Annotated in this window: 12 protein-coding genes; 7 read left to right on the top strand and 5 right to left on the bottom strand. The window is 71.9% G+C overall.

The genetic code is table 11. From position 1 onward, the window contains the following. Nucleotides 1-2355, bottom strand: coding sequence for a M4 family metallopeptidase (locus tag DP939_RS08155; protein ID WP_113979974.1), 2355 nt, complete (start codon nt 2353-2355; stop codon nt 1-3). Between the two features lie 124 nt (nt 2356-2479). Beyond that, nucleotides 2480-4642 (bottom strand): hypothetical protein, encoded by a 2163-nt coding sequence (locus tag DP939_RS08150; protein WP_147267920.1) that lies wholly within the window; start codon nt 4640-4642, stop codon nt 2480-2482. Between the two features lie 103 nt (nt 4643-4745). Between DP939_RS08150 and DP939_RS08145 the strand changes: the two genes are divergently transcribed. The 4 genes from DP939_RS08145 to DP939_RS08130 all read left to right on the top strand — a co-directional run bounded on the left by DP939_RS08145 (nt 4746) and on the right by DP939_RS08130 (nt 9330). Then, nucleotides 4746-6164 carry a M28 family metallopeptidase gene (locus DP939_RS08145; RefSeq protein ID WP_113979972.1) on the top strand — a complete coding sequence of 473 codons (1419 nt, stop codon included), beginning with the start codon at nt 4746-4748 and terminating at the stop codon, nt 6162-6164. A gap of 469 nt (nt 6165-6633) precedes the next feature. Continuing rightward, entirely contained in the window at nt 6634-7194 is a 561-nt protein-coding gene (locus tag DP939_RS08140; protein WP_113979971.1) for a hypothetical protein, read from the top strand. Between the two features lie 343 nt (nt 7195-7537). After that, nucleotides 7538-8530, top strand: coding sequence for an ATP-binding cassette domain-containing protein (locus DP939_RS08135; RefSeq protein ID WP_113979970.1), 993 nt, complete (start codon nt 7538-7540; stop codon nt 8528-8530). Then, complete coding sequence (locus tag DP939_RS08130) at nt 8527-9330, top strand: ABC transporter permease (RefSeq protein ID WP_113979969.1); 804 nt, start codon at nt 8527-8529, stop codon at nt 9328-9330. Before DP939_RS08135 ends, DP939_RS08130 begins: the two co-directional genes overlap by 4 nt. On the opposite strand, the gene DP939_RS08125 is transcribed toward DP939_RS08130, so the two are convergent. The 3 genes from DP939_RS08125 to DP939_RS08115 are packed head-to-tail and all read right to left on the bottom strand — an operon-like array spanning nt 9320 to nt 11850. Beyond that, complete coding sequence (locus tag DP939_RS08125; RefSeq protein ID WP_113979968.1) at nt 9320-10285, bottom strand: DUF3500 domain-containing protein; 966 nt, start codon at nt 10283-10285, stop codon at nt 9320-9322. The genes DP939_RS08130 and DP939_RS08125 overlap by 11 nt on opposite strands. Then, entirely contained in the window at nt 10282-10956 is a 675-nt protein-coding gene (locus DP939_RS08120; protein WP_113979967.1) for a DUF6518 family protein, read from the bottom strand. Before DP939_RS08120 ends, DP939_RS08125 begins: the two co-directional genes overlap by 4 nt. A gap of 9 nt (nt 10957-10965) precedes the next feature. After that, nucleotides 10966-11850: a LysR family transcriptional regulator gene (locus DP939_RS08115; protein ID WP_113979966.1), complete on the bottom strand. Its 885-nt coding sequence runs from the start codon at nt 11848-11850 to the stop codon at nt 10966-10968. Between the two features lie 100 nt (nt 11851-11950). Between DP939_RS08115 and hglS the strand changes: the two genes are divergently transcribed. The 3 genes from hglS (at nt 11951) to DP939_RS08100 (ending at nt 15266) form a co-directional block, all read left to right on the top strand. Beyond that, nucleotides 11951-13330: a 2-oxoadipate dioxygenase/decarboxylase gene (gene hglS, locus DP939_RS08110; RefSeq protein ID WP_199565014.1), complete on the top strand. Its 1380-nt coding sequence runs from the start codon at nt 11951-11953 to the stop codon at nt 13328-13330. Nucleotides 13331-13397: 67 nt separating this feature from the next. Next, nucleotides 13398-14501, top strand: a complete 1104-nt coding sequence (locus DP939_RS08105) for a phosphotriesterase family protein (protein WP_113979964.1) — start codon at nt 13398-13400, stop codon at nt 14499-14501. Between the two features lie 9 nt (nt 14502-14510). Beyond that, nucleotides 14511-15266, top strand: a complete 756-nt coding sequence (locus DP939_RS08100; RefSeq protein WP_199565013.1) for a TetR/AcrR family transcriptional regulator — start codon at nt 14511-14513, stop codon at nt 15264-15266. Nucleotides 15267-15340 lie beyond the last annotated feature (74 nt).

Below are 15340 nucleotides of genomic sequence, written 5' to 3'. Positions count from 1 at the left end.
CTACAGGAGCCGCCACAGGGCGGGGACCTTCGGCGGGACCCGCCCCGGCCTGGAGGTGTGCGCCTTGACGCAGATGTACTCCTGGCCGGCATAGGCGACGATGGCATCGACCGCGTACCGGGTCCATGGTCGCCAGCGGGCCGGGGGCACCAGGACGCTCAGGTCCACCGATCCCGACACCGGGCCGTTGGCGTACACGTGTACCACGCCGGTCGCCGGCCGGACGTCCGGCGGCACGGTGACGGTCACCTTGGCACTCTCCCCGGCGGTGATCTCGGTCCGGTCGAAAGCGGTCGTGATCCAACCGCTGCCGGCCGAGGAGAGCTTCACGACGATCGGCGGGCCGTCGGGCGCTTCCGTGATCAGGGTGGCCGTGCCCGTCAGTTCGTCGTCGAGCCGCAGCGTGTCCGGTTCCATCCGCATGCGCAGCGACGGCGGCCGTTTGAGGATGGTCAACAGGTAGGTGACGGACTTGACGTCCTGGATCGCGCGGGCGGTGAACGTGATCGGGTAGTTCCCGGGGGCCGCCCAGGACGCTGTCTCGATCTTCACCGCCACAGGACGGCCGACCTCGAAATACGGCGGATGCCTCACCGTGACCCCCGCGGGGGCGCCGCTGGAGGTGAGCGACAGTTGCGGAGCGGGATCATGGTCGGTCTGGGAGCGGATCAACGTCCACTCCGAATCGCCCGGGTAGAGCGCGGTTCCGGGAGGTGCGGGCGGCAGAAGGTCGAACCGCACCTCGCACTCCACGATCAGCTCGCCCGGCTGGGTGGACACGCCCACCGACTCCCAGGCGTCCTTGACCGCGCCCGCCTCCTTGCAGGAGCCGCCGAAGAGCCCGTACGCGACCTCCACCGTCGCCCTCCGGGCCTCGCCCGGGCTCCAGCGGGCGGTCTTGAGCTGGAGCGCGGACACGAAGACCGCCGCGGCCTTCCTGATGCCGATGCCCCGCACCTCGCCGCCCCTGCACACAGGGCTCGGCGGGTTGCCGTTGGCCGGGTTGCTGCCCTCGGCGAGCAGGTAGAACCAGTGGTTCTGCGCGCCCGCGCCGGGGTGGGCGTCCGTGGGCGGCGTCGGGGTGAAGCAGCCCGGGTGGCCGTCGATCCGCGCCGGGTCGTACATGTTGCGGATCGGCCCGGTACCGAACAGGTCCATCTCCTCGCCGACCAGGTAGTCGGGCTCGTCGAGCGCGGCCGGGTGCCCGACGTAGTGCTCCAGGATCGCGCCCAGGATGTCGCCGGTGGACTCGTCCAGCGCCGCGCCCCAGCCGGGGCCGCCCGAGCCGCCGGAGCCGGAGAACTGGTAGACGGCGTGGCCGTACTCGTGGCCGACCACGTCGAGCGGGGTGGTCTGCTTGGTCCCCGCGAGGTTGCGGCCCATGTTCACCTCGGAGCCGGACCAGGTGGCGTTCGGCATGTTGTAGCCGACCTTGGCGGGGAAGCCGTGGCCCTGGCCGTCGATGCCGTTCCGGCCGGTCCAGTCGCGCAGCATGTCCCACTGGCGCTGGACGCCGAACAGCGTGTCCACGCAGGCGGTCTCGTGATCGGTGCCCGAGCCGTCGCCCCACTCGTCGTCGGGGCCCTCGAAGACCGCGCTCGCGGTGCCGCACTCGATGCCGGGGCGGGACGGGTCGCGCAGTGCGTACCCGGTCTCGGTGGCGGCGGTGCCGATGGTCACCGGGGCGCCGTTGTAGTGGGAGTGGCCGACGGCCTGCTTGATCGCGTCCTGCTTCTCCAGGACCTTTCCGCCGGCCGCGTCCACGAAGACGTGCGGCTCGGCCGGGAGCCCCGCCGGGGAGCGGCCTTCCGCGACGACCTCCCAGGCCAGGCGGGGGGCGGACCCGGTGACGTGGACCAGCAGCCGCGCCGACCGGACCGTGGCGTCCGGGCCGCTCGCGGCGCGGGCGATGGTACGTGCCTGCCGCTCGCCGATCTCGGGGGTGACCGGTACGTCGATCTCCGCCTGCTGGGCGGTGGTGGTGTGGTGCAGGGTCCGGCCGTCCCGGCTGATCATGAAGTTGACCTCGCCGCCGTACACGGGCAGGCCCCGGTACGTCCGGGGGAACGACAGGAACTGCAGGCCGCCCGCGCCGAAGACGGTCCGGGGCGCGCCGAACCGGTCGCCGGAGGAGCGTTCGATCACGCCCTGCCCGCCGGTCAGCGCCCGTGTCGCCAGGTCAAGGGCCCTGGCCTGGGCCTCCTTGTCCGGCGGGGCGTACATCGGCGGCTCGGGCGCGGTGGTGGCGGGCTTGGCCGGTGTCCGCGCGGCGGCGCTCGGTGGGGATGTCAGGGCCGACGCCATCGCGGCGGCCACGAGGGCGCACATGATCGCTCTGCGCGTGGTGCGTTGCATTCGCGATGACCCCTCTCCCGAAATCCCTCATCAAGGGCCGAAAGGAGCCTGGCCGGGCCGGGCTGCACTCAACGTGACAGCGGGCGGGTGGGCTGCCCACCCTTCGCCTTTGCATAACCCCCTGTTATGGGCTGTCGCTGGACTTGGCGTGGACGGTGAGGTCGTCGCCCCGGCCGGGGAACGCCATGATCAGCAGGCGCTGGCCCACGTTGTCGCCGTTCTGGCGGATCCAGGAGTAGTGGACGCGGATTCGGTACCGGCCCTTGCCGCGCACCGCCAGGTCGGGCAGGGGCGTGCCGCCCATCGCGTCGGCGAAGCGGATCTCACCGCTCAGGTTGTGGAAACCGGCCTCCGCGACGTGCTCCCAGCCCTTGGTCTCCACCGGCGGGCGGCGGGTGTAGGTCTCGGTGGTGACGCACAGCGGGGGGTCGGTGTACGTGTCGATGCTGAGCACCCCGGGGCCACCGCTCAGCACGCCGCTCCGGTACGGCGGGTCGGTGAGCAGGGGGTCCTCCGTGATCTCCGGCTCGTACGCCACCAGACTGCCGTAGTCGGTGTACACGGGCTCGGGCTGCCGGATCGCCGTCACCGGCTCGATGCGCGGCCGGTGCCGGGGCGCCCGCGCGCACACCTGCCGTTCGGCCTCCTGGAACAGCCACAGGTCGATCTCCTCCGCGGCCCGATCGGCCGCGACGATCGCCTGCGCACTGGGGCAGATCGGGGCGAGGGTGCCGGCGAACCGGCGTACGTCGAGGCCGTCGGCCCGCTGGGCGCGGGCGAGTTCGGCGGGGTCGTTCCTGCTGAAGACCCCGCACAGGGCGCGGCCGTACCGCAGGGCGGCCCGGTCGGCGACCTCCAGGAGCGCCGGCAGCGGCTTCGACCGGCGCAGGTCGCACAGGTACGCCCGCTCGCCGGTGAGCGGGCGCGCCGGATCGTACTCGGCGGGGCAGGCCCCCTGCGTGGTCACCGGCCCGGCGGCCAGGTCGCCCGCCGGGAGGAAGCAGAGCGCCAGGGACGCGGCGGTCACCGAGGCGATGACGTGGGAGCGGGTCCGGTACGCCGGGCCGCCGCCGTACTGGAGGACCAGCACCAGCGCGGCGGCCACGAACGCGGCGCCGTACCACAGCGGCGACACGCCCACCGGGCGCGGGGCGGTGGTCAGCGCGGCGATCGACCCGAGCCCGGCGGCGGCGAACAGGACGGCCGCCGTGACGCGTACCTGACGGAGGGTCCTGCGCACCACCGTGACCAGCACCAGGACCGCCATCCCGCCGACCCCGACCAGCACGTCGGCGGCCTGCCAGAGCCTCATCAGCGGGGGCTGATAGCCGGACGGAAGGGCCCATTCCGGGCCGATCCATGTGGGTACGCCGTGGGCCAGGTTCACGGCGGCGGGGATCAGCGGCAGCACGATCGCGACCAGCGCCGGGAGCCGCCGGCCGATCGGCTTCCGGGGCGGCGCGGTGGGCGCGGGCTTCGCCCGTCGGGGCGCGCCGGCTTCGTGCGCGGAGCGGGCGTACCAGGCCACCGTGAGCACGTTCGCCAGCGCGTAGAGGCCCGCGCCCGGCACCAGGAGATCGATACCGACGATGGAGGACAACTCGAAGGAGAGGACGAGCGGCAGGGAGAAGGGCGCGAGCCCGGTGGAGGCGGCCCCCACCCACACGACGCCCCGGCTCCACCTGCCGTCGCGCGCCTGGGCGATGAGGGCGAGGATCGTCCAGACGACCCAGGGCACGCCGTGGAACGAGACCAGACCGAGAATCCCGGCCAGGGCGGTGGCGTCGAGTGCGCCCGCCATCTTCGCGCCGAGCGCGGTCACTTTGGCGAGCACACCGATCAGGAGCATGCCGACCCGGAACGTGGCCGGTGCGCCGTCCAGCGCCCGGAAGAACAGCACCACCAGGGCGAGTCCGGCGGGGAGTCCGGCGATGTCCAGCCAGTCCGGCAGGCGGCCCGGGATCGCGGCGATCACCGCCAAGGCCGCGTTGAGGTAGAGCGCCCAGCGCAGCAGGCGTACGTTGCGGTCGAGTACGGGCCTCTCCCCGGCGACCGGCCCGCGCAGTATCTGCCAAAGGGCCCAGCCCTGCCCGGCGGCGATGAGGACCAGGAGCAGGATGTCCCACCAGGGGAGATCCGATTCCGTTCGGATCGGCAGATGCGTCACGGCCAGGAGAAGCGCCCTCGGGTCGCCGCCGGTCAGCGCGATGACACCGGACACGGCGGTCACCAGCACATGACCGAGGGCGAGCAGTGCCGCCGATCGGCCGAAACGGTATCGGCGCACGAATTTCCTCGGGGTCGGCCGATGAATCGCCTCACCCTAGCGGATGAAGGACGTCGATTCGCGGGCCCTGGCATTCCTCGTCGATCAGGCGTTTATTCGAGTCATGGAATCGAGTCATCCGCATTCGGGCAGGCGTACATTCCTCACCGCGTCCGCCGCCACCTTGTCCACGCCCATACTGGCCGACGCCGCACTCGCGTCCGACACGGCGGACGGGCCGGGACGCCCGATACGGCCGCAGCGGCCCGGCCGCGAACTGCGCGCGTTGTTACGCGAGATCGACCCCCGGCGGATCGAGGCCGACATACTCCGGATGGTCGCGTTCGGCACCCGGCACACACTGTCCACCCAGACCGACCCGGTACGCGGCATCGGCGCGGCCGTCGAATGGGTCCACGCCAGGTTGCAGGCGGTCGCGGCGGCCTCGGGCGGCCGGATGACCGTCGAGAAACAGTCCTTCGTGCAGCCGGTCTCCCCCCGGGTCCCCGCGCCGACGACCATCACCAACGTCGTCGCCACCCTGCGCGGCGACGCCTCACCCGCCCGCCTGTACGTCGTCACCGGCCACCTCGACTCCCGGGCCTCCGACGTCATGAACGCCACCGCCGATGCCCCCGGCGCGGACGACGACGCCTCCGGCGTGGCGGTGGTGCTGGAACTGGCCCGCCTCTTCGCCACCCGCCGTACCCGGGGGACGCTGGTGTTCGCCGTGGTCAGCGGCGAGGAGCAGGGCCTTTACGGGTCGGCGCACCTGGCGGCGAAGCTGAAGGAGGCGGGCGCGGATGTGCAGGCGATGTTCAGCAACGACATCGTGGGGGCCGGCTCCGGGTGGGACGGCACCCGGCCGGAACCGCACACGGTCCGCCTGTTCGTGGAGGGCGTGCCGACCACCGAGACCCCGCAGGAGGCGGCCCTGCGGCAGTCGGTCGGCGGCGAGAACGACGGGCCTTCGCGGCAGCTCGGCCGTTTCGTGAAGGACGTGGCGGAGAACGACGCGACGGGCATGAAGGTCCGCGTCATCTGGCGCCGCGACCGGTACCTGCGCGGCAGCGACCACATCTCCTTCATTCGTCAGGGATATCCGGCGGCGCGATTCACCGAGCCCCGGGAGAATTACGCCCACGAACACCAGGACGTACGCGTGGAGAACGGCGTCCAGTACGGCGACCTGCCGGAGTTCGTGGATTTCGACTACACGGCGAGGGTCGCCAAGGTGAACGCCGCGACGTTATGGTCTCTGGCCCAGGGCCCCGGCACCCCGAAGAACGTCACGATCGACGCGGCCACCCTGACCAACGACACCACCCTTCACTGGGACCGCGACCCCGACCCGGGCATCGCGGGGTACGAGGTCATCTGGCGAGAGACCACCTCCCCGGACTGGACCCACGCCATCGACGTCGGCGACGTCACCACCGCCACCATCGACCTGGCCAAGGACAACGTCCAATTCGCCCTCCGCGCCACAACCCCCGACGGCCACCGCAGCCCCGCCGCCTTCCCCCGCGCCACCACGACCTAGCCGATCGGCCGGCCGAGTCCGTAGATCGCACAACCCTCGAAGTCCGGTGCGGCTGGGGCCGTGGCCCGGTGGTGAGGGTCGGCGTGGTTCGGCCTGGTACTCACCTCTCGGATGAGGTCCCAGGACTTCCGCCGTGGCCTGCTGGTACACGGCATTGAGGTGCCTGTGGTGTCGGGCGAGGCGCCCACGGTGGGGGTGGGCGGACATGTAGATGGGGCCGTGGCTGTGGTGAGAGGTGCGGCGTGTGGGCGGCCCGTACGGTGATACCTCAGAAGACACCACCAGGCATTCTCGCTGCCGAGAAGAACTTTGGGACGCCAGGTCTGGCGTCTTGGCTGACGTCATGGTGACGTCGTGGCTGGTGGGGGCGGGCTTGTGTGCGGTGGGCTGCGATAGATCGCGGGTTGTGGCGTCGTGCCGATCGAGGTGGCGTCTTGCGGTGACGTCAGAAATGCGTCATAGTGACGTCATGGACCTCACGCCCTACGTTGAGAACCTTCGTCGCGAGCTGGCGACCGCCGCCGAGGCCAATGGCCCCGATGCTCGTGAGCTGGCCGAGCGGCTCACCGCTCCCCTGGAGTCGGCCGTCCGGCTCACCCTGCTCGAAGCGTTGTCCGCCGCTGCCGGTGAGATCACCCGGGATCTCGCGCCGGGATCGGTCGATATGCGGCTGCGTGGGCGCGACCCCGACTTCCTGGTGACCCCGCCGCGCGCCGAGCGGCCGGCCAGGGAGACGTCCGGGAGCAGCCTGCGCAGCGCACTGGCCGGGGCCGTGGAAGTCGCGATGGGCGTCCGCGCGCCCGTCACCGACCCGGCGGACAACGACGACGGCGGCACCTCGCGGATCACCCTCCGTGTCCCCGATCACCTCAAGACGCGCATCGAGGAGGCCGCCGGCCGGGAGGGTCTTTCGGTCAACGCCTGGCTCGTCCGAGCCGTGTCCGCCGCACTCCAGCCCGCCGGCGGCGCTCACCCCACCGGTCCGGCCGACAAGCCGTCCGGCGGCCACTACACCGGCTGGGTGCGCTAGCCGCACCGGTCGTTATCAGCGGCGTTGCCGGTGCCGGCGATTCCGCCATGTTGCCGTGCCGTTCTACCGGTCGCGCTGACGGCAGCGGCCGTAGGTCGTAATTCCCGCCGCCGGTGTCGGCGGTGTCGTTCATGACCGTGGTGCAGGCCGCCCCGGTCGCGGCAACGACGTCAGGCCGTTGGCCACGAGGACCGCGCCGGGCGTGCCGCTCACAAGAACCGCCCCGGGTCTGCCGGCAGTACTGCTCCAGCGGCAATGGCGACCACGCCGATCGTGTCGGTCGCTCCTGCCGTCATGCCGAAAACCCGAGGCCTTTTCCAATGCCGAAAGAAGGAGAAACCCTATGCCCCCCGCGATCGTGGCCGAAGGACTGACGAAGAAGTTCGGCGAGGTCAAGGCCCTGGACGGGATGGAGTTGTCCGTTCCCGAGGGCACGGTGTTCGGCCTGCTCGGTCCGAATGGCGCAGGTAAGACCACCACCGTACGCATTCTCACCACCCTGCTCGCGCCCGATGCCGGGTACGCCACCGTGGCCGGGTTCGATGTCGTGCGGGACGCGCGTGAGTTGCGTGGGCACATCGGGGCGTCCGGTCAGTACGCCGCCGTCGATGACCACCTCACCGCCGCCGAGAACCTGGAGATGGTCGGCCGCCTGTACCACCTGGGCGTCAGGCGCAGCCGTCGGCGTGCCCGCGAGTTGCTGGAGCGCTTCGACCTGGTGGAGGCGGGCGACCGGCCGGTACAGGGCTTTTCTGGCGGTATGCGGCGGCGGCTCGACCTGGCGGGGGCGCTGGTCGCCGACCCGCCCGTGCTGTTCCTGGACGAACCCACCACCGGCCTGGACCCTCGGGCCCGGGCGAGCCTGTGGGAGGTGGTGGCCGAGCTGGTCGCGTCCGGTACGACGGTCCTGCTCACCACGCAGTACATGGAGGAGGCCGACCGGCTGGCCGACCGCATCGCGGTGGTCGATCACGGCAGGGTGATCGCGCTCGGTACCGCCGACCAGCTCAAGGAACAGGTCGGCGGCGACCGTATCGAGCTGTCGCTGACCAGCGCGGCCGACCTGGAGGCCACCAGGCGTACCCTCGCGCCGCTGGCCGTCGGCGAGCCGCAGGTCGATCCGGCCGCCTTCCGGGTCACCATCCCGGTCACCGGCGGCGCCGCCGCGCTGACCACGGCACTCGGCCACCTGGCCGCCGAACGCATCGTCGTACGCGACGCCGGGCTGCGCCGTCCGACCCTCGACGACGTGTTCCTGACCTTGACCGGCCACGAGGCCGCCGCCCCGGCTGGCACCCCCGGCACCACGATGAAGATCAAGGAGAGCGCGCGATGAGCACCCTGCAGATGGTGATCGCGGACAGTGTGACGATCACCAAGCGGAATGCGTTGAAGATCAGGCGGGCGCCCGACCTGCTGGGTGGCGTGGTGATGCTGCCGATCGTGTTCGTGTTGCTGTTCACCTACGTCTTCGGCAGCATGATCAGCCTGCCCGGCATGTCGTACGGCGAGTACCTGCTCCCCGGGATCTTCGTGCTGACGATCGTGACGGGCGCGCAGATCACCGGATACACCCTCACCCAAGACCTCCAAAAGGGCGTCTTCGACCGCTTCCGCACGCTCCCCATGGCCCCGTCGGCCGTACTGACCGGGCAGACCCTCAGTGACCTGATCACCAACGTGACCAGCATCGTCACCATGGCCGTCGTCGGCCTGCTGGTCGGCTGGCGGATCAATGGTTCGCCCTGGGAGGCGATCGGCGGGTTCCTGCTGCTCCTCCTGTTCGCCTACGCCTTCTCGTGGGTGACCGCGACGGTGGCGCTCAGCCTGCGGACCCCCGAGGTCTTCAACAACGTCGCCACCCTCGTGTCGTTCCCGCTGGTCTTCCTGTCCAACGCGTTCGTGGACAGCGCGCGGTTGCCCGGCCTGTTGCGGCCGATCGCCGACTGGAACCCGGTGTCCACGATGGTCCAGGCGGCGCGTGAGCTGTTCGGCAACACCAGCGCCGCGCTGCCCGTGCCGGACGCCTGGCCGCTCCAGCACGCCGTGCCGGTGTCGCTGTTGTGGTCGGTCCTGCTGCTGGTGGTGTTCGTGCCGCTGGCCACCCGCCTGTACCGCAGGTCGGTCAGCCGCTGAGCCGGTGGTCGTCGGCGTAGTGGCGGGCGAGCAGGTCGCCACCCCAGTCGTGGCGGGGGTCGCGCCAGACGGAGTGGACGTGGTTGGCGTCGTCCTGGGTGTTGTCGTACTCCAGCAGGAACGTCGGACCGGCCACGCGGTAGTAGTGCCCCTCGCCGCGCCGGTCCGATCCGGCCCAGGCGAAGGTCACCTGGTCCAGGCCGGCATCGAGGACGCGTCGCCAGCTCGCCTCGGCGTACCCGGCCGGGGCGCGCTGGAAGTAGCGGCGGACGAGCCGTTCCAGCAGGTCCTGCGAGGACGCGGACAGGCCCCCGTACGCCACCCCCGGCGCGAAGCCCGCCAGTTCCACGACCGGATCGACGCGGGTGAGGATGTCGTCGGGCGCGGTCTCCGCGACGATCGCCGCGTGCCGCTGGTGCGGGGCGAGGCCGGCGAGCAGCGCCCGGCCGAGTTCCTCCTCCTCGGCGAGCACCCGCAGTCCGCGCTGCGGGCCGGAGAGCACCATGGCCGGTTCGGAGCCGAGGAAGCTCGGGGTGACCGTGCACTCGCCGCCCGCCACCGTGACGTGGACGGCCAGGTGGTGCCCGTTGACGCGCCACATCCACGGGCCGTCGCCCGCCGGGTCGCCGAAGATTCGGAACCAGTACCGGTCGCCGTCGATCTCCTCCACGCCGGTCACCAGCCTGCGCCTGATCCGCTCCAGCGCGATGATCGCGCGGGCGACCTCCGCCCCGGCCGCGCCGCACCCGGCCTCCAGCAGGGCCAGGGCAAGTTCCTCCTGATCGGCGGTCATCTCGACCAGCGGCAGCCCGGGGCGCGGGCCCGGCAGGTAGCTCCACTCGGTGCGTTCCGCCGAGCCGAACCCCGTCCGCGCCGCAGCCGCCCGCTCGCCGTCGAGCGCGGCGAGGAAGCGCAGCGCCGCCTCCCGCATGGCCGGTACGTCGGCACCGCTCATCTGAATCCTTCCGTGAGTGCACGCCTGCGGCGTTCGGCGAGGCCGAAGCGCACGACGATGAAGCCGATGGTCAGGGCGGCGAGGGTCCAGACGACGGCCTGCCCGATGCCCCGGACCACGTCGTTCCTGCCGGGCGGGAGCACGGCCATCTGCACGGCCGCGCCGACCGGCACGACCAGCCGGGCGAGCAGCCCGGCCACTCCGGGCCGCTTGATGTACGCCCCGGCGACACCGAGCGGCGGCCCGAGGAGGACGGCGAGAACGAACCAGTACGCCCCGCCGAACTCGTACCAGCGGTGGAAGTCCCCGCTGCGGACGGCGTCCGCGAGGTCGTAGGCGGCGGTGGCCGTGACCAGGGCCAGCGCACCGGCGATGGCGGCGTGCCACAGTTCCGCCGTACGGCCGAGCCCGCTGCGGCGGGTGAGCAGCCAGCCCGCCGCGACCGCCGCCCCCGCCCAGGCCCAGCCGGAGTCGATCATCAGGCTGACGATCTCCGGACCGGACCACCCGCTCATGGAGTAGTCCCGGCTCTCCAAGTCGTGCAGGCTGATCGCGATGCCGTTCACGATGGACGTCGCCGCCCCGAACGCCGCCCCCAGCGCCACCGCGCCCACCAGAATCCACACGCTCTGTAATGAGCCCGTACGGCCGGACTCCTGGCTGTTCGTCATGGTTTCTTCCTACCGCACAACCGACCGGTGCAAGGTGGCCAGCGCGGCGGGAAGCAGCGGGTTGGTGTTGGCCGCGCGGTGCAGGGCCAGGACGTCGCGGTATGCGGCGGGGGAGTCCAGCCGGGTGGCCTGGACGCGTTCGTCCGCGACATGACCGAGGGCCGGGACGATCGCCACGCCCAGCGTCGCCGCGACCAGTTGCCGCACCACGTCGTAGTTGTCGCTGCGGAAGGCCACCGCGGGCGCGAACCCGGCCGCCGCGCAGAGCCGGGCCAGCGACAGCGCGCCGCCGGTGCCCTCCCGGCTGGCGATCCAGCGTTCCCCGGCGAGCGCCGGCAACTCCGGCGGCTCCGGGTGCGCGCGCCCGGGACGCAGCAACAGCAGATCGTCGCGGAGCAGGTGGTGGGTGGTGAGCCCGTCCGGCCACTGCCGGGGGATCAGCGCGTACTGGTAGACGAGGGCCAGGTCCAGCGTGCCGTCCTGCACCCGGGGGAGGAGTTCGTCCGGCTCGCCCTCCTCCAGCAGGATCTCCGCGCGCGGGTACCGGGCGGCGAACGCCGACAGCGCGGCCGGGATCAGCCGTACGCTCGCCGTCGGGAAGCTGCCCAGCCGCAGCCGCCCGGTCGCGCCGCCGGCCAGTTCGCGGGTCTGGCGGCCGAGGTCGGCGAGGTCGGCCAGCACGCGTTCGCTCAGCTCGGCCAGCCGGTACGCGGCGGCGGTGGCCCGCACGCCCCGCGCCTCGCGCTCGAACAGCACCAGCCCGGAGTCCTTCTCCAGGGCGGCCATCTGCTGCGACACGGCCGAGGCCGTGTAGCCCAGCTCACGTCCGGCCGTCGCGAACGAACCGGTCCGGCACACCGCCCGCAGGGTGAGCAGGTGCAGGGGTTTGAGCATGCGGCCACCTCCAGACCAAGCAGTCCTTGGCCTCAGCCCTGAAATCTATCGCTCTGCTGGGGCTTGGCTTCCCGGCGGGGCTCCCCCCAAGGTGGGACGCATGCCAGTGATACCGCAGCGGCGGCTGCGCGCGGCCTTCGCGCGGCGGCTGTCGGAGATGTACGGCCAGGAAGTGCCCGCCTACCGGACCCTCGTCGAGGTGTCGCGCGAGGTCAACGACGCGGTCCTCGCCCGGCTCGGCGGCGACGCCGAACGACTGGGCTCCATCGACCGGGTCTCCGCCGAACGCCACGGCGCGATCCGCGTCGGCACGCCCGCCGAACTCCAGCAGGTCGCCCGGATCTTCGGCGCGCTCGGCATGCGCCCGGTCGGCTTCTACGACCTGCGCGACGCCGCCACCAGCGCCGTTCCGGTGGTCTCCACCGCCTTCCGCCCGGTCGAGGCCGACGAACTGGCCTACAACCCGTTCCGGGTGTTCACCTCGATGCTCACCCCGGCCGACCGGCGGTTCTTCGACCCGGACCTCGGCGCGCGCCTTACGGCGTTCCTGGCCGCCCGCGAACTCTTCCCGCCCGAACTGCTGGACCTCGCCGACCGGGCCGAACTCGACGGCGGGCTGCCGGAGCAGGCCGCCGAGCGCTTCCTGGACCTGGCCGCCCGCTCGTTCGCGCTGTCCACCGAGCCGATCGACAAGTCGTGGTACGAGACGCTGGAGCAGGTCTCGGCGGTCGCGGCCGACATCGGCGGCGTGGCGAGCACGCACATCAACCACCTGACGCCGCGCGTGCTCGACATCGACGACCTCTACCGGCGGATGACCGAGCGCGGCATCACCATGATCGACAAGATCCAGGGGCCGCCCCGCTGGTCCGGCCCGGACGTACTGCTCCGCCAGACGTCGTTCCGCGCCCTGGCCGAGCCGCGCCGCCTGCGGCTGCCGGACGGGCGGGTCGAGACGGGGGCGCTGCGGGTCCGGTTCGGGGAGGTCGAGGCGCGCGGCATCGCGCTCACCCGCGCGGGCCGGGAGCGTTACGACGCCCTGATGACCAGGACCGACACCGGCGCCCCGGACGCCGCCCGGAAGATATGGGAAGACGACCCGGAGGGCTTCCCCGCCAGCGAACGCGGCCTCGCCGTCGAGGGCCTGGGGTACTTCACCTACCATGCGGTCACCGACCGGGCCCCGGACGGGCGGCGGCCCAGTGCGGACCTGGCCGACCTCATCGACCAGGGCTGGGTGCGCCCCGAGCCGATCGTCTACGAGGACTTCCTGCCCCGCTCGGCGGCCGGGATCTTCCAGTCCAACCTCACCGGCGAGGGCCGCAGGGACGACAGCCGGGACGCCGCCGGCTACGACGCCGACCGGCTCGCCGAGGCGATCGGCCGCCCGGTGCTCGACCCGTACGCCCTCTACCAGGACATCCAGGACCGTTCCCTGGAAGAGGTGGCCCGAGCCCTCGACCTCCCCGCGATCAAGTAGCAGGGCTCCCCGCGATCAACCGACAGCAGAGCTACTTATTTGTACAAACGATCGATAGACTAACTGCATGACAGAACTTCCCGGACGCCGCGTGCGTACCGTCCTCGGAGACGTCGAACCCGCCGCGCTCGGGCACACGCAACCGCACGAGCACGTGCTGAGCGACATGTCGGCCATCGTCAGGTCCTGGGGGACCGCACCGGTGGCCTCGGAGGCCGGTCGGCAGGCGGGTGTCCGGCAGGAGTTCCCCGCGTCGGTCCGCGCACGGGCCGCGGAGCCGATACGCCTGGACAACTACGACTGGATCCGGCGTACCGTCCTGAACCTCGACAACCTGCAACTGCTCTCCGAGCAGGACGCCACCGAGGAGCTGACCCACTACCGCCTCGCCGGAGGCGGCACGGTGGTCGACTCCTCGCCGGTCGGCCTGGGCCGCGACCCGCTCGGGCTGGCCCGGGTCTCGCGCGGCAGCGGCGTCCACATCGTGATGGGCAGCGGCTACTACGTCCGCGACTACCACCCGGCGGGCGTGGCCGACGCGTCGGCCGAGGCCATCCGCGACGAGATCGTCACGGACGTTCAGGAGGGCGTCGGCGACACCGGAGTACGCGCGGGCCTGATCGGCGAGATCGGCCTGAGCCACCCCGTCCACCCGGACGAGGAGAAGGTGCTGCGCGCCGCGTGCCGCGCCCAGGCGATCACCGGCGCGGCGTTGCAGATCCATCCGGGCCGCCACCCGGGAGCGCCGCTCGCGGCGATGCGGACCATCGCGGACGCGGGCGGCGACCCCGCCCGCGTGATCATGTCGCACATCGACCGCACCCTGTGGCAGGCCGATGACCTGCTGGAACTGGCCCGCACCGGCTGCTACCTGGAGCTGGACCTGTTCGGGCAGGAGTCCAGCTACTACGCCTTCAACCCCGACGCGCGCCGCCCCAACGACCGCACCCGGGTGGAGTGGGTCCAGTCGCTGATGGCGGCGGGGTTCACCGACCGCCTGCTCATCGCGCAGGACATCTGCCAGAAGGTCTACCTGCGCAGGTACGGCGGCCCCGGGTACACCCACATCCTGGAGAGCGTGCTCCCGCTGATGCGCCGGATGGGCCTGTCCGCGGCCGAGATCACCACGCTCACCGTGACCAATCCCGCGACCGCACTGGCTGTGGGATAGTCCTGAATCATGGCCACGACCAACCAGACCGGCGGGAGTCCGCGGGGCAGGGGCGGCCGGATGAAGCCCAGCGCTCCCCGCCGCGCGCAGTCGGCGCGCACGCAGTTCCAGTTGCTCCGCACGGCCTGCCGCCTCTTCTCCGAGCGCGGCTTCCACGGCACCGGCATCCGCGACATCGCCGAGGCGGCGGGCGTCGCCGTGTCCGGCATGTACTACTACGCCTCCTCCAAGGACGAGCTGCTCGAAGCCGTCACCCGCAGGGTCATGGACGTGCTGGCCACCGGCAGCGCCGAGACGGTCCGCGAGATCGACGACCCGGCCGGGCGGCTGGCCGCGCTGATCGCCGTCCATGTCGCCTTCCATGCCCGAAATCCGCGTGCCGCCCAGGTCGCCGACCATGAGTTCCAGGCGCTGACCGGGCAGGCCCGCGAGGAGGTGCAGCGGCTGCGCGACGCCTACGAGGAGGTGTGGGCGGAGACGCTGCGGGCGGGGGTTCGCGCGGGCGTGTTCGAGGACCGCGGCAGCGTCGCGCGGCTGGCCCTGATCCAGATGGCCACGGGGGTGGCGCACTGGTACCGGCCGGGCGGCGAGCTGGACATCCCGCAGTTGTGCGAGCGGTTCGCCGACATGGGCCTGGCCCTGATGGGCGCGAACCACGACGGCCGGCTGCTCCGCGTCCGCGATCTCGCGCTGCCCGCGCCCGAGGTGTTGCTCGAGCGCGTCGAGCTGCCCATCGAGCCGCGCGACGAGGAGCCCGCCTCCTGAGAGGCGCGTCACATCAGGGTCTTGACATGGCCGACTATTTGAGCGATCGTTCGATCACACACAACGTCGGAAGG

This window comes from Spongiactinospora rosea, from assembly GCF_003315795.1.
Taxonomy (GTDB): domain Bacteria; phylum Actinomycetota; class Actinomycetes; order Streptosporangiales; family Streptosporangiaceae; genus Spongiactinospora; species Spongiactinospora rosea.
Note: the sequence above shows the minus strand (reverse complement) of the source record. Positions and strands in the feature narration are given on the sequence as shown.